Raw genomic sequence first — 18,133 nt, 5'->3', positions numbered from 1 at the left:
ACCGGGTCAGAATGCTTGGAAAACAACTGCGGGAACGATATGAAATTATTCGCGCTTTGGGGAGTGGCGGCTTTGGGAAAACCTACCTAGCACGCGATCGCGATTTACCGGGAAATCCCTTTTGTGTGGTGAAGCAATTTCAACCCCAATTTCATCAGCCAGAAGCCTTAAAACAGGCGCGAAAATTGTTTCAGCGAGAAGCAGAAGTTTTATATCAATTGGGTGATTTTGACCAAATTCCCCGCCTGTTTGCTCATTTTCAACAGGAGGGAGAATTTTATGTGGTACAAGAATATATAGAAGGTTCCGATCTCAGTCGAGAATTACAAGCGGGGAAACGATTATCGGATTTTGAAGTTGTTTTGATGTTGCGAGATATTCTTTCGATTATCGAATTTGTTCACCAACAACAGGTAATCCATCGCGATATTAAACCCTCTAATTTAATTCGGAGAAGCCGAGATAATAAACTGGTTTTAATTGACTTCGGCGCCGTTAAACACGTTGCGGTTTACAATAATATTCCCGGTACGGTCATCGGAACTCCAGGCTATATGGCGCCGGAACAAGCCCGAGGAAAACCCCAATTTAGCAGCGATTTGTATGCGGTGGGAATATTAGCAATTCAAGGGTTAACGGGTATTTTACCGCATCAACTGTCTGAAAGTTTGCAAACTGGAAATCTCCTCTGGCGCGAATACTTACAGTCTCCAGTTCATCCGGCTTTAATTAATATTATCGATAAAATGGTCTGTTCTGATGTTCGTCAGCGCTACCAAACCGCCACAGCTATTTTAAACGATTTATCTCAACTGGAATTAACCGTTTACCAACCGAATTCTACTGTTAATTTAGTCGTTGATACTCTCCCCTCTCACTTGCGGGGACAGCGCACCTTAGCCGCCATTGTGTTTACCGATGGTGTGGGGTTTAGTGCGCGAATGTCAACCGATGAAGAACATACATTAGATATGATTCAACGGGATTTACAATTGATGCGAGAAACCTGTCAACAGTATGAAGGAGAAGCGATAAAATCAACCGGAGACGGTCTATTAATGTATTTTGTCAGTGCGGTAAATGCGGTTAACTGTGCGATAGAAATTCAAACACAAATCGCCACAAACGCCCGCCAACTTTCTGCAAATGATGTCCTATTACATCGGATTGGAATTCACTTGGGAGATGTCTATTTTCAAGATGGGGATGTGATGGGAAATGGGGTAAATATAGCAGCCCGTTTAGAAGGGAAAGCGCCCCCCGGAGGGATTTGTTTATCGGGTGCGGTTTATGAAGCGATAAAACCGACTTTAACCCTATCTGTAACGCCTTTGGGAGAGTTGAATTTAAAGAATATTTCCGAATCGATTTCGGCTTATTCTTTGCTTCCGGTTTCTCCTCCTGAAGGGACACTTCCTCCCGCTTCTCAACAGGTAATTCCCAAACCTCAACTGAGTCGAGAAGATTATCGTTACCGCCAAATTATTATTAATAAAGTTAAAAATTTTTGGATTAAAGGTGTATTAGAAACCTCAATTCACGATCGCGCTTTGATTGAATTGGGCTTAGAATCTCGCTTAGATTTAGTCGAACGTCCTTGGGGAATGGTCTGGGGAAATCCCGATACAGACGGGGAACTTCTCCCCTCGGGGGTTAAAGTTAGCGATAAGTTTAAAGAGATGGGAGAAGGGCGATCTCTGTTGATTTTAGGTGAACCGGGTTCGGGAAAAACAACGACATTGTTACAATTAACTCGCGATTTATTAGCGCAAGCTGAGATTGATTATTCTCATCCGATTCCTGTGGTTTTTAACCTGTCTTCTTGGATGAATGAAAAACAATTAATTCAAGACTGGTTAGTTTGTGAACTGAATACAAAATATCAAGTTTCTAAAAAAATTGCTGAAAGTTGGTTGGAAAAAGGAGAACTTTTATTACTCTTAGATGGCTTGGACGAGGTGAGTGAAAAAAGGCGTTCTGCTTGTGTGACGGCGATCAATCAATTTTATCAGGAACACGGAACAACGGAATTAGTCGTTTGTAGTCGAATTCAAGATTATCAAGCCTTACAAACTCGTTTAAACTTACAAGCTGCAATTTGTTTGCAACCGCTAAGTTTAGAACAAATTCATCAATATTTTCAAGAGGGGGGAGCGGAATTATCGGTTATTCAAACCGCTTTAGCCGAAGATACGACGTTACAAGAACTGGCAAAATCTCCTTTAATGCTGAGTATTATGACTTTAGCTTATCAGGGAATTTCTGCCGATAGTTTACCGCATTTTAAGACAATTGAACAGCGCCGAAAACATCTGTTTGAAACCTATATTCAACGGATGTTAACTCGTTATAATACGCCGCTAAACTATTCTAAAGAACAGTTTATTGATTGGTTGAGTTGGTTGGCGAAACGATTAAAAGAACACTCACAAACTGTTTTTTTAATTGAACGAATACAACCCAGTTGGTTAGAAGGATTTCGACAAAAAGCAATCTATACTTTCAGTTTGTTTTCAAGCTTTTTCATCATCGGGGGAGGGGTGGGAATACAAATTTTGCCGTTATCATTGCTTCCCGTCGCGCTAGGAATTGGTTGTTTAATTTTTTGTCTGATTGTGAAAATTTATCAAATTGAACCCGTAGAAACTTTAAAATGGACTTGGAAAAAAGCAATCATTCATTTAACAATTGGGATAACTTTTGGAACCCTCATTCTTGTGATTGCCAAATACATTAATCAAATTGTTCTACATTTTGTTAACTCCAATCAATTCATCATCGTTTTTCCGGGTTATGAGTCTTTGGGGCGGGGAATTGTTTTTGGGATGAGTTTGGGAATAATTTATGGTTTAGTTCGCGGCTTTCAAGGGGATGTTATTCAACAAAAAACTTTTCCCAATCAAGGCATTTTTCAATCGGCGATTAATGCTATAATTTTTGCTGTGATTGGTTTTATCTTTCTCGGAATTTCTGCGAGTTTGTTAAATTGGTATTGGGAAGGTTGGGTGATTCTTGGACTTTCTTTCGGGTTGGTTGTCGGAGGAGGAGAAGCTTGTATCAAACATCTGATTTTGAGAGTGATTCTCTATTTCAACGGTAATATTCCTTGGAATTACGCTCATTTTCTCAATGAAGCGACCCGTCGAGTTTTAATGCAAAAAGTCGGGGGAGGTTATATTTTTATTCATCGCTTGTTGTTAGAACATCTCGCTCAAAAAAATTAATCATACTTGAACATTTTGAGGTATAATTTAGAAATCATCAACTGTTATGGTGATTTGAAGATGTCTAACTCCGATCTGTCTTCTTTGACGTTTAGCCAACCCGATCCAGCCTTGAGACTGGAAATTCTTAAGGAACTAGGAATTGTTACCGATCAAAACGATTCTCCTGAAATTGAGTTAACAGAAACCTCTCTTTTAGAAGCCGCACAACAACAAACTCAACTGGATGACTGGGGAGATGAGCGCTTTCGAGTCGCACTTCGTCAACTCTTAGAATCTCTGAACACCGAAGCAAATCTCAACATTTTAGGACGATATCTTTTCCGAAACTATTGTATTGGTTTGCTGGTTAATCGCTTAAAACTTCAAGAAGATTTTAAACGCTATCCTGAAATTTTACAAGTTCCGATTAAACGCCCTCTATTTATTCTGGGTTTGGGTCGAACCGGGACAACTTTTTTACATAATTTAATCTGTCAAGATCCCAACAGTCGATGGTTGCGTCTGTGGGAATTATACTTTCCCTCTCCCCCTCCTGATGGTCAAATTATAGAAACCGATCCTCGAATTCAACAGACCAAACAGTTGCTAGAAATTCTGAATCAGTTAGTTCCACAACTGGCTAGCGTTCACCATATCAATCCGGTCGGCCCGGAAGAATGTAATATCTTATTTGAACATGATTTTGTCAGTATTCTGTTTGAGTTACGAGCGCATATCCCCTCCTACGTGAACTGGCAAAGAACACAGGATTGGCTTTCTTCCTATCAATATTATCGACAACAACTGCAACTTTTGGGATGGCATTTTCCCGGAAAACATTGGGTTCTAAAAGCGCCCGCTCATTTATTTTACTTGGATGCTCTTTTACGGGTCTTTCCCGATGCTTGTATTGTATGGACGCACCGAGATCCTCTAAAAGCAATACCTTCTGTTTGTAGTTTGGGTGCAATTTTCCGGTCAATTTATATTGATTCTGTCGATCTCAAACAGATTGGAGAACATTGGTTAAATCGAGCAGTGGAACAAATCGAATCGGGAATGGCCGTTCGTGACCGGACTTCGGGGGAACAATTTTATGATGTTTATTACAATGATTTCATCCAAGATCCGATCGGTACTGTTCGTCAAATTTACACTTATTTTAGTTACGACTTTACCCCCGAACACGAAGCTAACATTAAGCGCTGGATAGCAGATAACCCCAAAAACAAATATGGTACTCATCGCTATTCCTTGGAAGCATTCGGACTGGACGAAACGACAGTCAATCAAAAATTTGCTCGCTATCGCCAACGATTTAATCTTTAATGATTCATGGGGCTTTCCCCAAGTTTAAGGGGTTGAACTCCTATTTTTTCTAAAAGTTTAACCACTGGGCTAAAGTGGGAGGAAAAGGTAACAGAATCATCAACAATAAACCGAGCGTCAGCAAACCGATAAAATCTCGAAAATTATCCAATTCGCTAACATCATTTAACGCCGGTTCATCATTAAGCGGTAAGAAAAAGAGCAAAATCGCTAGGAAGAGAAACTCTTGACGGGTGAAGGCTAAAATTAAAATTAAGAAGCGAGAAACTTGACCGATCGCCATACTGGTTCGTTGACCCATCATCGCGTGAACCATATGACCGCCATCGAGTTGACCGATGGGTAAAAGATTAAACGCCGTCACAATTAAACCCAGATAACCGGCGATCGCCACCGGGTGAAGATCGATCACATTGGTGGCGGTTAATTCCGCTCCCAAAGTGAATTTACCCAACAGGGTTAACAACAGCGAAAAACTCGGATTGATCGCATTAAAATCTAAAATTCCCACGCCCTCGGGGGGAGCCGGAACAACGGTCGAATGAGCCAATCCCCAAATTAAAATCGGTAAGGTGGCGAGAAATCCCGCCCAGGGGCCGGCTATACTGACATCAAATAAAGCTTTGCGGTTGGGAAGCGGCGATCGCATTTGAATAAAGGCGCCAAAAGTTCCGAGAAAAAACGGCACCGGTATAAAATAAGGTAAAGTGGTGCGAATTTTGTAAAATCGCGCCGCCAAATAATGGGCCGATTCGTGAATTCCCAAAATTGCCATCAAAGCCAAAGCGTAGGGTAATCCTTGCAGCAACCAACTGGGGTCCGATTGCCAAATTTCGGGAGATACATCAGCCATTCGCACCCCGGCTAAGGTGGTTGTAAATAAAGTAATGACTAACAGCGACAAAGCCAGAACCGGCCGGTTAAAGGGGTCATCGGGAGTGATATGTTTGGGTTTTTCGATGTAGGGATTGGGAACCAAAGCAAAGAACGGCTTATCGTTTAAATCGGTTTGAAAGACGACAATAAAGCGATCGCCGAATTGTGCCTGTATTTTATCGCGAATAGTGTGATAAACCACCTCGGGATTAGAACGAATTTGACCGCGACAGATGACGGCTTGGGGTCGATGTTCGAGTTTTTGTAGGGGAAAAATCGACCAGGGAAAACATTCGCGGAGTTGACTTTCTTCAGCCGGTGTAATTACTCGCGGAGGTGGCTGTTTGGGTGTGAGTTCGGAAGTCATTGTTGAGGTAGACGTTGTAGACGAATCGGTTGGAGGTGGGTTTTGGCGTCCGAGTTGAACCAGTAACCAGTACACACAAGGACATACAATAAAGGGGATAATAATCAGTTCGACGGGAATGGGTTTATTTTCCCCATAGACAAGCTGCCAGGTACTCCAAATCAAGGCGGGTGTCATCATCACCAGCCACAAAATCCAAATCGGTGTGCGGGTAATGCGAGCGACACCCCGTCGTAGAATCCAGTACGTTATTAACCCTAATAGGAGCAACCACAACCAAAGAAGCATGATCTAATTATTTTTAATCCGACTAATAATCTAGTCTAGAGACTGATTGTCTGCTATGCTATTATCCCATTTTGTTCATCAGTTCGAGAGCAATGGAAACAGGTACAATGTCCCCAGGTACAATCGATGACTCTTTCCTGTTTCTAGATTAACGTGTTGAGTGCCACATATTTTCACTCTCGCTTGTAGACCGATGGTTTAATCCGTAATTTTACTCAAACCAGCAAATCTTTCTATGGTAGAATCACTTCCCCTTTCTAAACCCCCGCAGCCTGTATTGGAGAAGATTTGGGCTTTTTCTCCCAACCGAGAGACGTTGGGGGGAACGGCTTACTTTGCGATCGAAAATCAGACCAATATTTTAATCGATACTCCGGCTTGGGATGAGGTTAACCGCAATTTTATCGAACAACAGGGGGGGCTGGCGTGGTTAGTGATTACCCATCGGGGAAATATGGGTAAAGCGAGGGAAATTCAGCAGGCGACGGGGTGTAATCTTCTCATTCAAGAACAAGAAGCTTATCTGATTCCCGAAGCGACTGTTACTTCGTTTCAACAGGAATTTACACTCACTCCTCACAGCCAAATGATTTGGACTCCCGGCCATTCTCCCGGTTCGTCCTGTTTCTACTCTAGCTCGAATGGGGGGATTTTGTTTAGCGGGCGTCATTTGTTACCCAATCTTCAGGGTTTACCGGTACCGTTACGCACCTCGAAAACTTTTCATTGGCGCCGGCAAATTCGGAGTGTTGAACGGTTAATTGAGCGATTTTCACACGATACCCTACAATTTATCTGTCCGGGTGCCAATACCGGAGCGTTACGGGGTAAGCGGGTGATTGACCAAGCTTACGACAAATTGGCGGGTTTGGACTTGGAGAAGATAGGGAACGGGGAACAGGGAGTTATCAGTCACCAGTCACCAGTCACCAGTCACCAGTGAAGAGGGAACAGGGAACAGGCAGAGTTATCAGTTCCCCGTTCCCTGTTCCCTATCTTCTATTAAGATTTATCAAAATCATTTCTCTCGCTCACTGTGACCAACATAACTTGGTAAAATGCAGTTTGTAGTTCGATCTGACGATTAAATAAATTCCTCTAGATTAAATTTGTTGGAAATCTGATTAAACCCTATGACCTCAACAACTGCCTATCCTAACGCTTCAGATATTTCGACCGATGATTACGTGATTGTTGGTTTGGCAACCTGCTTTATCAAACAAGAAGGCGAAGTTCATCAAGTAGAAATTATTGAACCCATTCCCTCGGCAGCGCTCGAAGCTTTATTGAAAGGAATTCCGACTTCTTATCACAAAGCTTGTGCAACCACTGTCGGAGCGGTTCTCACGGGCGATACCGTACAAATTCCGTCCGAGTTTCCCCCTGAAGTTCAGTTGGCTGATGAGTTTAGCGACCGGGTTTTCGCCGCAGCCCGCACTTATAAAAGCCGTCCAAATGCTCAATCTCATATCGCTTTGGGGACGGTTTTTGAAGAGTTTAATTATTCTTTGGAACGGAAGCGGATTTTAAATTCTGAGCGGATTGTTAGCGCCGAGGATAACGTTAAACAACACAGTTACACCCATCAAGTTCTTTAATTTTTTTGGGAAGGGGTCGGGTGCGTCAAACGGGTTATTATGAGAGTAGATTATAATTTAGGGAGTTTAATAAACCCGACTACTCCAGCCTGTATTTGTGATGCGCCCACCCTCCAACAAAAATCAATTTAGAATGCAGATTGTTAATAAGTCTGCCTTAATTCGTTTGGCGATACTTTTCGCTGTCTTGCTCATTTTAGCAGCTTGGGCCGGGTTAACAATGTTTTGGATGCCCGAACACAGTTATAACGGCAAACTTCAACCTTTACAAAACGAAGAAATTGCACTTCAAACCTCACTCAAACGAGATATTCAAAAGATAGCAGATGAGATTGGGGTGCGAAATGTGAGTCAATATGAGAAGCTAAATGCAGCAAAAACGTTTTTGGAAACTGCTTTAACTCAAGCGGGTTATGAGGTAAAGCTACAGGAATATCAGATTGATAACAAGTTATATTATAATCTAGAAGTTGAACGATTGGGAACCGAAAAGCCAAATGAAATTGTGCTGGTTGGGGGTCATTACGATTCGGCTTTTACCAGCCCCGGGGCTAACGATAATGGCACCGGTGTCGTCGCCACACTGGAACTCGCACGAATCTTTGCCCAGAAATCCACCAAGCGCACGGTTCGTTTTGTAGAGTTTACGAATGAAGAACCGCCTTTTTTCTGGACAGAAAATATGGGAAGTTTGGTCTATGCCCAGCGATCGCGTCGGAATCAGGAAAATATTGTGGCGATGTTAAGCTTGGAAACAATGGGCTATTTTTCAGACGCGGTAGGGAGTCAAAAATACCCTTTCCCGATTAATTTATTCTATCCCAATCAAGGCAATTTTATTGCTTTTATTGGCGATATCAACTCCGGGGATTTAGTTCGACAAGCGATTAAATCCTTTCGTCGTCATGCTCAATTTCCTTCCGAGGGTGTTTCTTTACCGAGTTGGATTCCGGGCGTTGGTTGGTCAGACCAATGGGCTTTTTGGCAACAGGAATATAAAGGAATTATGATTACAGATACCGCTCCTTATCGTTTCCCTTTTTACCACACAGAAGAAGATACTCCCGATAAAATCGATTTTGATAAGCTGACGAGAGTGGTCGCTGGATTGGCTGAAGTAATTTCTGATTTGGCGAAGTAGAGAGGGTTGGGGTGGGTCAATGGGTGATTTGGGTTAAATTTGATCAAGATTTGCCTGATTTGATCCGCCCTACTGTTTTGAGCAATACACTAGATCATGTATTAGTTATGGCTTGATTTTCAAACCAAAGATGTATCTAACGCTCACATCGGTTTATCTGGCAAACTCAGGAATTCCCCTGTTTACTCAGAGTATTTTCTATCAATTTATTTTGTTGATTCCAATTATTTTTATTGAAGCTGTTGTCCACAGAAAAATACTCAAACTCGGGATTTATCGTTCGATTACTATTGCTTTTAGTACCAACTTCATCTCCACTTTTACCGGAGTTTTGTTGCTGTTTATTGTGGGTCAAGCTTATTGTTGTTTGCCTTTTTATTTTCCTTTGTTACCCTTAGAACTTATTGTTACACTCATCCCGATGTTTTTCTTTTCTTTTTGGTTAGAACTACTAATCGGGTATCTGGTGCTAAAAAAACAAGAACAAAAAATAATTCAGCAATCCTTTTTTAAAGCCAATCTTTTTACTTATATAATGCTTGAAACCTTGGCAATTACCCAACTGATTCGAGGATATTGGAATTAAAAAGCTGAGTTTATAGACCTGTATTAGACTTTCCCCAAGATTGAATGGCTTTGACAATAAAAAAACCAACGGGACGATTAATAGCCCGTTCAATTTTTTGAGCCTTTTCTACAGTTAAAATCTCAATTAAACTCTGTTTTAAAACAGGATCGCTTTCGAGTTGTTCCATAATTTCGGCTGCGGCTTTCATCTGTTTGGAAGTGGTATCTAGGGGAAAATCGGCTTCTATTTCTTCGATAAATTGTTCAATCACCGAAACAATGGCGGCTAAATTTTCCGGTAAAGGTTGTGCATTTTCTGGCGGGTTAACGGTTTCTGTTAAAATCGGTTCGGAAGAAGTCTCGTTGGGGATTAAATTGGAGGGTGAAGCGGGGGACGGATTAACGCTTTCAAGCGGTTGATTGAGAGAATGTTTAATTTTTTCAATTTCCTCATATTCGGCTTCTCCTTTGAGAGAAACTTGGGATATTTTTCCGAAAGATTCCGAACCGTTTTTATTCAAGTCTAAAACGCTAGAATACCAACTCTGACGGTTTTCTAAAAATGCCCGAATAATCGCCGTAAATTCCTGGGGGTTTAAGGTTCGATTCCAGTCCGATGGCTGACGGTAGGGATTTGGATCGCTGCTTTTTTCGGAGGGAAGACGCAAAAATAAATAATCACAAGTGATATTTCGCAGTTGAGTGGTTAGGGTAATTCCCCAATCTTGAATGTAGGCGCCGGTTAAGGTTGCACCGTTGAGATTGGCCTGACTTAATTTGGTTTGAATTAATTTCGCTTTCGATAAATTTGCACCCCGCAAATTGGTTGAACTGAGGTTGGCACCGACAAAACTCGCCCCGGTTAAGTTGGCATTTTGTAAGCTGAGTTCCCGCAAATCTTGAAAATCAAAATTTTGGTTTTTTCCCTGACCCGTTTGTAATAATTCTCGAATTTGTGGATAATCTAAATAAGTGTTTCCGCCCCGAAGTTGATCGAGTTGTTTTGCTCCCCGCCAACGGGTTCTGATCAGTTTGGCTTGCCGAAAATCGCTACCTTTAAGATGGGCATTGGTAAAGTTAGCATCGGTTAAATCGGCCTGACGAAAACTCGTTCCTCCTGTGGCGGCTAAATTAACGCTCAAGTTGTGAATTAACATATAGTTTTTGTCTCCCAAAATTCCCCGCCAACCGATATAATCAAACCAAAAGGTAACAAAAACCGATATGGCGATCGCAATGGCACTCACCCCACCGGAAATATAACCCGCGATGGCGCTAGCAAGCACCGCAACCGTCAATACTTTTGTTAAACTCATTACCCAAGCCAAACGTTCAGTCAGGGAAAAAATCACCCCAAAAGCGACGGCAGAGGCGAACAAAATCGCCCCCCCAAACCCCGCTAATACCCCGGCGATTGCCAAGGTTCCCAACAGGGAGATCGCATTACCAAGTCCGGAAATAACGCCGATAATGATGCCAACCAGGGCAATTTCAATGGTATCAATAAACGCCCCCCAACCCCGTTCGATTCCCCGACGTCCGCCAATAAAAACCAGTACAAGCATCAACGCCAGCGCCGTCCAACCCGTGTTGGCGTCTTCGGGAGTTGACATATTCAAGAACAACAAGACAAAATAACCAACAAGTACCAAAGCCAGTCCTAACAACACCGAAAACAACCAAGCCGCCCCGGAGAGGATGACAACCCAGGCTTTGGGAACTCCGGCTTTTGCGCCTCGGAACTTGACCTCTCGCAGGGTGGCGCCTTGAAAGTTGGTTCCCTGGATATCGGCATAACTAAAGTCTGCACCGGACAAATTTTGACCTTGGAAGGATTGAGAGCGGAGGTTTTGGCCTCTAAAGTCTCTGCGACCTTGAGAATACAGTTGGGACACTTGGTTGCCTTTCATGGGGCTGTCTCAATGGGTAAAGTTGGGCGATGAGTCAGGAGGGCGATGTTCCCTTTCCCAACAGAATAGCGGATGAATTTGAATCTGTTTATCGGAAAGATCAGTTGAAGTTCTCAGTCGATTGTGTTAATACAGAAGCAAAGTCTGGGCTTTTATAAGCAGTTATCCAGTTTGAATGTTGATTAACATTATTTAGAGCTTGTGAATTTTCAAAAGGATAATTTAAGAATTTTAATCGTAGAAGATGACTATTTGTTAGCCAAAGGAATGGCGAAGCTAATTGGGCGTCTGGGTGGTTATCAGGTTCGGGTAACAGACAAACTCGATGAAATTTTTGAGCTTTGTCAGGGACCCGAAGTGGATTTAGTGATTATGGATGTGAATCTTCCCGAGGCACATTGGGAGGGGAAAGATGTCAGCGGCGTTGATATTTCTCGCCTCCTCAAAAGGAACTCAAAAACGGCGAATATTCCGATTATTTTAATCACGGCTTATGCTTTGGATAGTGAACGTCAATCTCTGCTAGAAATTTCTCAAGCGGATGAATTTTATATTAAGCCGATTGTCGATTATGATAATTTAGTGCGGACGATTAATCGACTCTGTGGACGTCGGGCTTAACGAGTTTTCTTAAGCCGTCATCGGGTCGGATCAAACAGTCGGATTTTGGTTTAAACTGATTTTAATTACAGGAGTCGAACTGATGCTTAAACTCTACGGTGGTGCATTTAGCCGTGCATCAATTGTTCAGTGGTATTTAGAAGAAATTGCTCTGGCTTACGAGTTTGTGATGCTGGATATGAAAGCAGGCGCTCATCTTGAACCCGATTATCTGGCAATTAACCCGATGGGAAAGGTTCCTTCGATTGTGGATGAAAACGTTAAATTGTGGGAATCGGGAGGAATTCTGCTTTATTTGGCTGATAAATATGGGAAAATGCCGGACTCTCCCGAAAAACGAGGGGAAATTTATCAGTGGGTTTTGTTTGCTAATTCCACTCTGGCGAATGGGATTTTTCTAGAAGCAAGCCGGGAAAAAGAAACGCCTCGTTTGATGGCTCCTCTCAACGAAATTTTCCAAAAACAATCTTATATTATGGGAGAGGATTTTACAGTTGCCGATGTTGCGGTTGGGTCGATTTTAGCTTATATTCCGATGATGTTAAAGCTGGATTTAAGTGCTTATCCGGCTGTTCTCGACTATATTAAGCGTGTTGGCGAACGACCCGCATTCCAGAAAACTATCGGTTCTCGCAACGCCTAAAACTTTCAAATCCTAAAAATTAAACTTGAGCTATCAGCACTGAGTCTAAACAACGGGATATTTTAACGCTTTTGAGTTCGTTAACCCCGTCGCCTAAACTTAACGCTGATAGCTTTTTCATCTCTATTTGAATCCCACTGATGCTTGCCAAACAAAAGCCAACAGCAGGAAAAACACCGGGATAACAGGCAAAATGTCAACAACCGGGCTAAAGATTGAATAAGCTTCCGGCAGTTTAGCCAACAGCAACGCTGCTTCCATGAATCAGTCTACCTCGCTAACATAACTTTCATAATTTTCACGTATTTTAACATGAGGATCATCTTCTGACTGAATTTTTCTCAGCTAATTTTTTTTGGCGAATCGGACAAACTCCCCTCTTTGTAAACTTTTATAAATAAATCTTGTCATTTGGCGGGTTATAGGATAAAAAATCCTGTCCCTCAAATGTGCGACTATTCAAGGGGTTGACTTCCCGGTTAAGGTATAAACGGAAATCTATCCTTTCAGCCCGGGTGAGACCATGCAAACGCTTCAACTTTCCCCTTTGCAGGCGCTTCTGCGGAGTAGTTGGTTTGTCGTCCAAGCGGCACCCAAACGAATTTTTTACTTTACTGTACTCACTTTACTTCAAGGTGGCGGCCCGACGCTGGTTTTATTTCTCGATAAAATTATCATTGATGAAATTACCCGTTTAATACAAGCTGGAAACATTGTCGGCGACAGTGTATTAACAGTTTTACTCTCAAATCGTTTACTGGTTTTTAGCATCATCGGAGTCATTTTTTTAAACTTGTCTCTGGAGTCTATTGGTACCATTATTAATGTCATGTTTTCCAGTTTAGAACAGCGAGTTCAAGGCTATTTTCAGCAGAGGTTTTTGGATAAAGTCGCCACATTTGCCGATATTTCTCTGTTTGAAAATCCCGAACTTCTCAATATTGTTCAACTGGCTGAAAAAGCAATTGGACGGTTGCAAACTTTGGCGATGCTTTTGGGGTCTGGCTTAATTGGAATTTTCACTCTTATTCCTGCGGTTGCTGTTTCTTTTACAATTAATTGGTGGGTTCCTTTTATTGTTTTGTTCGCTTCTTCCCCCGCAATTTTTATCAAAATTCGTTACGTTAGCCAAAGTTGGGATATTGAAAAAACTCAAGCCAGTGCAGCCCGAGAAATGCAGCTTTATCAAGGAATGCTAACCGCTCCCGAATACGCAAAAGAATTGCGTTTGTTTGGGTTGCAAAATTTATTGTTAAACCGATGGGTTAACTTATTTCCCCGCACGTTTCAGGAAATGGAAAAAGTCCGCTTGAAAGGAACAAGTTTGGTTACATTCTGGTCAGTTTTTGGCGGCGTTGGAGTGGCTATACCTTATATTTATGTAGTTTTTGGAACTTTAGATGGTGTCTACACCATTGGAGATTTAGCGCTTTACGCGGGGTTGGTGATGCGGTTGCGTCAAAGTCTACAGATTTTAATGGGTAACGTTTCCGAACTTTATGATGTTGCTTTGGGGACGGTTCCGATTTTTCAACTGTTAGAATTGGAGTCTGAACTAAAATTAAATGCCATTCAATCTTCCTCGGGTTTAAGTTTTTCTTCTCCTCAACAAGCCGCCAAAATTCACCTCGATAACGTTTCTTTTTCCTATCCCAACAGCAACCATCCCAGTTTACAAAATGTCAATCTGACTATTTATCCCGGTCAAACGGTTGCTTTAGTCGGCGAAAATGGAGCCGGAAAAAGCACTCTCGCTAAGTTATTATGTCGTCTTTACGACCCCGATTGTGGTAAAATATTGTGGAACGGTGAAGATTTGCGGGCGTTAAAACTGGAGGATTTGCGTCAAAAAATAGCTGTTGTTTTACAAGATTACGCCCGTTTTCCCCTAACGGTTCGTGAAAATATCGCCTTTGGAAATTTAGATCAACTGACTTGCGATCGCACAATTTTTCAAGCCATTGAAAAAGCAGGAATTACCCAAAAAATCAACAGTCTACCCAACCAACTGGATACCCCGCTTGGAAAGCAGTTAGAAGGCGGTGTAGACCTGTCTGGCGGACAGTGGCAAAGAATTGCGATCGCCCGTTCGTTGATGCGTCAACCGCAAGCGGAATTATTAATATTTGATGAACCCACAGCAGCCCTCGATCCAAAAACAGAAGATGAAATTTATAAATTATTTGCCGATATTTCCCAAGATAAAACAGCAGTTGTTGTGACTCATCGACTGGCATTGGCGAGAAATGCGGATGTTATCGTTGTGTTAGAACAAGGTAAAATAGTAGAAACCGGAACTCACGTTCAACTGATGAAACTGGGTCAACAATATTATGAAATGTTCAGCCGTCAAGCCAGTCATCACAGTTAAAAGTCACCGCCTAACCACTATTGTAGGGGCGGGTTCGGTATTGATGTAAATTTCCCCGAGAAAAGCTATCTAAACCCGCCCCGTTATTAGAGGTTCGGTATTGATGTAAATTTCCCCGAGAAAAGCTATCTAAACCCGCCCCTACAAAATAATTATTGATCAGTTGGACATGATATGAGTTAATAATTCTATTCGGGGGTGGGGCGGGTTTATGTAAATCTCGGAGTAGTCGTAAAAATCTTGTAGAACCCGCCCCTACAAAATAATTATTGATGAGTTGGACATGATATGAGTATTTTATTTCAAACTGAACGCCTAATTATCCGCAACTGGGAACCGGAAAAAGACGCACCGCAGGCTTTTCAAATTTACGGCGACCCCGATGTAATGTGTTTTATTAGTCCGCCTATAGAAACAGTAGAAGCGGTTTGTTCTCGGCTTCAAGAAAGAGTAGAACGGGATAAAATTCGCAACAATGGAACGGGTTCTTGGGCGGTTGTAGAAAAAGAAACTGAAGAAATTATCGGGGCGGTTTTGCTCGTTTTGCTTCCCGATAATGATGGTATTCCAACGACAAATTATGAAATTGGTTGGCATTTTCGCAAAGCCAGTTGGGGAAAAGGTTACGCCACAGAAGCCGCCAAACAAATTCTGGGTTATGCTTTTACGATTTTACGTTTACCTGTTATTTATGCGGTGGTGAAGCCGGAAAATGAGCGTTCTATTCGTGTGACTCAACGGTTGGGAATGAAACCTCTAGGACGAACCAATGAATATTATGGGGTTGAATTATTGTTGTTTGAGTTAAAAGCAACAGATTATTATGCTAAAATCAGTCAAGATAATTTGAACAATCCAATTCATTAGTCAACTCTTGATGTTTGACGATTTTTGAACTCGCCCCTAAAACTTAACAGACATTCGATGCAAACTTTTGTCTAATTTGCTATATTAACATCTGGCGTTGCTTGTTTGTTTCTAACAGACAGCTTGGATAAACTCGCCCCCCGCTTGGTGACTTCATTCTAAAACAATAGCGTTATCTAGCTATTGAATTGGGAGAGTTTTGATTAGAGTCTTTTAAGATTTTCCTATGGGTATTCTACAACTTTTAACTGAAAGTCGTCAATCTTTTTCTCGCTCTCCTTTATTACAAAATTTAGCCAGAGGTGCGGGAATTGCTTTTTTAGTGCAGGTTTCCGGCGTTGGACTGACTTATATTGTGCAGATTTTTCTCGCTCGTTGGCTAGGAACCGCAGAATTTGGTATTTATGAATATGTTGTTTCCTGGACGTTGTTACTGGCAATTTTCGGGGGACTGGGTTTACCCACTGCGGTATTGCGGTTTATTTCTCAATATCAAGTTACCCAACAATGGCAACAATTAACAGGCTTAATTCGAGGAACTTGGCGGTTAACCGGAGTGATAAGTTTGGCGCTTAGTTTAGGCACAACCTTGTTAATTTTAACCTTCCAAAATTCCAGTTGGATTTATTATAAACCGCTGTTAATTGGGGTTTGGATGGTGCCTTTAATTGCGTTAGTCCAACTGCAAGCGGAGATGGCTCGAGCATTTAATAAAATTATTTTAGCCTACGCTCCTTTTCGTTTAATTGAACCCTGTTTGGTGCTATTGGGTGCTTTTATTCTCTGGAAAATTAACTCGGGTTTAACCAGCGAAGGAGTGTTGAGTTTATCGGTTTTTTCTCTAATTATTATTGTCGGGATTCAATGGTATTTGCTACAGCATCAATTCAAGCGTGAATATCAGCCAGCAACTCCAGATTATCAAACCATTGAATGGTTGCGGGTGGCTTTTCCGTTGTTATTACAGGGGGTGTTTTTTATTGTTCTCAACCAAACCGATATTTTAATGATTGGAACCATTATTAGCCCAGAAGCGGTGGGAATTTATAGTGCTGCGGCGAAAACTTCTGTTTGGGTAACATTTGTTTTACAAGCCGTTAATACAGTCGTCGCCCCGGTTTTTACAACACTTTACACCCAAAATGATCGCTCCGGTTTACAATCGTTAGTGGGAACTGTTGCCCACTGGATTTTCTGGCCGTCTTTACTTCTTTCTATTGCTATTATTGCCTTCGCCAACCCGATTTTAGGATTATTTGGTTCCGAATTTGTTGTCGCCCGTTTGCCGATGACAATTTTAATTTTAGGACAGTTGGTGAATGTCGGTTCCGGTTCGGTAGGCTATTTAATGGTAATGACAGGACATCAAAATCAATCGGCGATGATATTTGGATGTAGTGCCATAACAAATGTCATTTTAAATGCGATTACTATTCCTCTCTTTGGGATAGTGGGGGCGGCGATTTCTACTGCTTTAACGATGGCAATGTGGAATATTTTCTTACACGTTTTAGTTGTGCGCTATCTGAACGTTTATCCTTCTATTATTTATGCCATCTTACCCAAATCTCATCCCGACTAAACCATAGTATGAGTTTTTCTGGCTTGTCATTTATACCGTTGGGGTTGGAGACGCATCACATGGCGCAACCCAAACCGCCCCAACAACAAAGCCATCACAAACATCAACTTAAAAAACAGTTGCATAGACTCCGGAGTTGACATCAAAAACAATAGGATAAAAAACAAGCCCATCAAAATTAGGGCAATTCGGTGTACATCATCTGTTGTTTTGAATCCCGCCCATGCTGTTACCAGAGCAATTATCAACCAAATCAAGTAGATCACAGGGATTAAAGGTAGACGTGAATAAGTTTTCAAAAACAGGTCTGAGAGCTTAAGCGCGACCCTGTTGAGATTTTATAACGAACCCAGGGGATTTGAGTTATGAAAAGGTAATCGAATGCTTAAGTTTTGCTAATATTAGCCAATCTCATCAATAATTAATTCCGGCTGAGTCACTTCATCAGACATCTCTAGAATGGCACGCACAACGGGTTTAACTTCCGAAGGATTGGGATTATCAAACTCCTCATATCGAAACCGTTTAGCCCGTTTTGCGACCTGTACCGTAATCTGATAACGACTACTTGAACCCTTCATCAATGTCTCCGTTAAACGGTTGACTTCGCTGGTATTTATCGGGGAGATTTTGTTATACATAATCAACGGGGTTCTCTCTACGGTTCTATCTTAGAGAACTCAGGTAAAATTCCTGTTAATAATAGGATAAATTCATGTTATCTCTGTTTGAGGAGAAATCCGCCAGTTCAAACCCTCACACCCCAA

Annotated in this window: 15 protein-coding genes; 11 read left to right on the top strand and 4 right to left on the bottom strand. The window is 41.8% G+C overall.

The features are described from left to right. Window positions 1-11 precede the first annotated feature (11 nt). The gene (locus ACL6C3_RS05265; RefSeq protein ID WP_413165966.1) at window positions 12-3,224 is read left to right on the top strand and encodes a protein kinase domain-containing protein; all 3,213 of its coding nucleotides are present in this window, start codon (window positions 12-14) and stop codon (window positions 3,222-3,224) included. Between the two features lie 60 nt (window positions 3,225-3,284). Continuing rightward, entirely contained in the window at window positions 3,285-4,535 is a 1,251-nt protein-coding gene (locus ACL6C3_RS05260) for a sulfotransferase family protein (protein WP_413165964.1), read from the top strand. Window positions 4,536-4,584: 49 nt separating this feature from the next. Here ACL6C3_RS05260 and ACL6C3_RS05255 read toward each other — a convergent pair whose 3' ends face one another. Continuing rightward, the gene (locus ACL6C3_RS05255; protein ID WP_413165962.1) at window positions 4,585-6,066 is read right to left on the bottom strand and encodes a site-2 protease family protein; all 1,482 of its coding nucleotides are present in this window, start codon (window positions 6,064-6,066) and stop codon (window positions 4,585-4,587) included. A gap of 235 nt (window positions 6,067-6,301) precedes the next feature. Between ACL6C3_RS05255 and ACL6C3_RS05250 the strand changes: the two genes are divergently transcribed. From ACL6C3_RS05250 to ACL6C3_RS05235, 4 genes are all read left to right on the top strand, one after another. Continuing rightward, entirely contained in the window at window positions 6,302-7,009 is a 708-nt protein-coding gene (locus ACL6C3_RS05250) for an MBL fold metallo-hydrolase (protein WP_413165960.1), read from the top strand. A gap of 190 nt (window positions 7,010-7,199) precedes the next feature. Then, window positions 7,200-7,664, top strand: a complete 465-nt coding sequence (locus ACL6C3_RS05245) for a hypothetical protein (protein WP_413165958.1) — start codon at window positions 7,200-7,202, stop codon at window positions 7,662-7,664. A gap of 133 nt (window positions 7,665-7,797) precedes the next feature. Continuing rightward, window positions 7,798-8,805, top strand: a complete 1,008-nt coding sequence (locus tag ACL6C3_RS05240) for a M28 family peptidase (protein ID WP_413165957.1) — start codon at window positions 7,798-7,800, stop codon at window positions 8,803-8,805. 130 nt (window positions 8,806-8,935) lie between these two features. Then, window positions 8,936-9,391: a hypothetical protein gene (locus ACL6C3_RS05235; RefSeq protein ID WP_413165955.1), complete on the top strand. Its 456-nt coding sequence runs from the start codon at window positions 8,936-8,938 to the stop codon at window positions 9,389-9,391. Window positions 9,392-9,401: 10 nt separating this feature from the next. On the opposite strand, the gene ACL6C3_RS05230 is transcribed toward ACL6C3_RS05235, so the two are convergent. Next, window positions 9,402-11,282: a pentapeptide repeat-containing protein gene (locus tag ACL6C3_RS05230; RefSeq protein ID WP_413165953.1), complete on the bottom strand. Its 1,881-nt coding sequence runs from the start codon at window positions 11,280-11,282 to the stop codon at window positions 9,402-9,404. 201 nt (window positions 11,283-11,483) lie between these two features. On the opposite strand from ACL6C3_RS05230, the gene ACL6C3_RS05225 reads away from it, so the two are divergent. Both ACL6C3_RS05225 and ACL6C3_RS05220 read left to right on the top strand, forming a co-directional pair. Continuing rightward, window positions 11,484-11,903 carry a response regulator gene (locus tag ACL6C3_RS05225; protein WP_413165951.1) on the top strand — a complete coding sequence of 140 codons (420 nt, stop codon included), beginning with the start codon at window positions 11,484-11,486 and terminating at the stop codon, window positions 11,901-11,903. Window positions 11,904-11,985: 82 nt separating this feature from the next. After that, window positions 11,986-12,546, top strand: a complete 561-nt coding sequence (locus tag ACL6C3_RS05220) for a glutathione S-transferase family protein (protein WP_413165949.1) — start codon at window positions 11,986-11,988, stop codon at window positions 12,544-12,546. Between the two features lie 123 nt (window positions 12,547-12,669). On the opposite strand, the gene ACL6C3_RS05215 is transcribed toward ACL6C3_RS05220, so the two are convergent. After that, on the bottom strand, window positions 12,670-12,807 hold the full coding sequence (locus ACL6C3_RS05215; protein WP_072722235.1) for a photosystem II reaction center protein K: 138 nt from the start codon (window positions 12,805-12,807) through the stop codon (window positions 12,670-12,672). Window positions 12,808-13,069: 262 nt separating this feature from the next. Between ACL6C3_RS05215 and ACL6C3_RS05210 the strand changes: the two genes are divergently transcribed. The 3 genes from ACL6C3_RS05210 to ACL6C3_RS05200 all read left to right on the top strand — a co-directional run bounded on the left by ACL6C3_RS05210 (window position 13,070) and on the right by ACL6C3_RS05200 (window position 17,366). Continuing rightward, window positions 13,070-14,917 carry an ABC transporter ATP-binding protein gene (locus tag ACL6C3_RS05210; RefSeq protein ID WP_413165947.1) on the top strand — a complete coding sequence of 616 codons (1,848 nt, stop codon included), beginning with the start codon at window positions 13,070-13,072 and terminating at the stop codon, window positions 14,915-14,917. Window positions 14,918-15,205: 288 nt separating this feature from the next. Next, entirely contained in the window at window positions 15,206-15,784 is a 579-nt protein-coding gene (locus tag ACL6C3_RS05205) for a GNAT family N-acetyltransferase (RefSeq protein WP_413165945.1), read from the top strand. Window positions 15,785-16,010: 226 nt separating this feature from the next. Further along, window positions 16,011-17,366, top strand: coding sequence for a flippase (locus ACL6C3_RS05200; protein WP_413165944.1), 1,356 nt, complete (start codon window positions 16,011-16,013; stop codon window positions 17,364-17,366). 401 nt (window positions 17,367-17,767) lie between these two features. Here the strand turns inward: ACL6C3_RS05200 and ACL6C3_RS05195 are convergent, their stop codons facing one another. Continuing rightward, window positions 17,768-18,007, bottom strand: a complete 240-nt coding sequence (locus ACL6C3_RS05195) for a DNA-directed RNA polymerase subunit omega (RefSeq protein WP_413165942.1) — start codon at window positions 18,005-18,007, stop codon at window positions 17,768-17,770. Between the last annotated feature and the right edge of the window lie 126 nt (window positions 18,008-18,133).

This window comes from Capilliphycus salinus ALCB114379, assembly GCF_047276495.1.
Lineage (GTDB): Bacteria > Cyanobacteriota > Cyanobacteriia > Cyanobacteriales > Microcoleaceae > Capilliphycus > Capilliphycus salinus.
This window is presented reverse-complemented; position numbering and strand designations above follow the sequence as displayed.

Bases quoted from the DNA above. Each gene is read 5' to 3' on its own strand.
- ACL6C3_RS05220 (WP_413165949.1), top strand. From the start codon at position 11,986: ATGCTTAAACTCTACGGTGGTGCATTTAGCCGTGCATCAATTGTTCAG.
- ACL6C3_RS05260 (WP_413165964.1), top strand. From the start codon at position 3,285: ATGTCTAACTCCGATCTGTCTTCTTTGACGTTTAGCCAACCCGATCCA.
- ACL6C3_RS05215 (WP_072722235.1), bottom strand. From the start codon at position 12,807: ATGGAAGCAGCGTTGCTGTTGGCTAAACTGCCGGAAGCTTATTCAATC.
- ACL6C3_RS05200 (WP_413165944.1), top strand. From the start codon at position 16,011: ATGGGTATTCTACAACTTTTAACTGAAAGTCGTCAATCTTTTTCTCGC.
- ACL6C3_RS05245 (WP_413165958.1), top strand. From the start codon at position 7,200: ATGACCTCAACAACTGCCTATCCTAACGCTTCAGATATTTCGACCGAT.
- ACL6C3_RS05240 (WP_413165957.1), top strand. From the start codon at position 7,798: ATGCAGATTGTTAATAAGTCTGCCTTAATTCGTTTGGCGATACTTTTC.
- ACL6C3_RS05255 (WP_413165962.1), bottom strand. From the start codon at position 6,066: ATGCTTCTTTGGTTGTGGTTGCTCCTATTAGGGTTAATAACGTACTGG.
- ACL6C3_RS05235 (WP_413165955.1), top strand. From the start codon at position 8,936: ATGTATCTAACGCTCACATCGGTTTATCTGGCAAACTCAGGAATTCCC.
- ACL6C3_RS05205 (WP_413165945.1), top strand. From the start codon at position 15,206: ATGAGTATTTTATTTCAAACTGAACGCCTAATTATCCGCAACTGGGAA.
- ACL6C3_RS05265 (WP_413165966.1), top strand. From the start codon at position 12: ATGCTTGGAAAACAACTGCGGGAACGATATGAAATTATTCGCGCTTTG.
- ACL6C3_RS05210 (WP_413165947.1), top strand. From the start codon at position 13,070: ATGCAAACGCTTCAACTTTCCCCTTTGCAGGCGCTTCTGCGGAGTAGT.
- ACL6C3_RS05195 (WP_413165942.1), bottom strand. From the start codon at position 18,007: ATGTATAACAAAATCTCCCCGATAAATACCAGCGAAGTCAACCGTTTA.
- ACL6C3_RS05230 (WP_413165953.1), bottom strand. From the start codon at position 11,282: ATGAAAGGCAACCAAGTGTCCCAACTGTATTCTCAAGGTCGCAGAGAC.
- ACL6C3_RS05250 (WP_413165960.1), top strand. From the start codon at position 6,302: ATGGTAGAATCACTTCCCCTTTCTAAACCCCCGCAGCCTGTATTGGAG.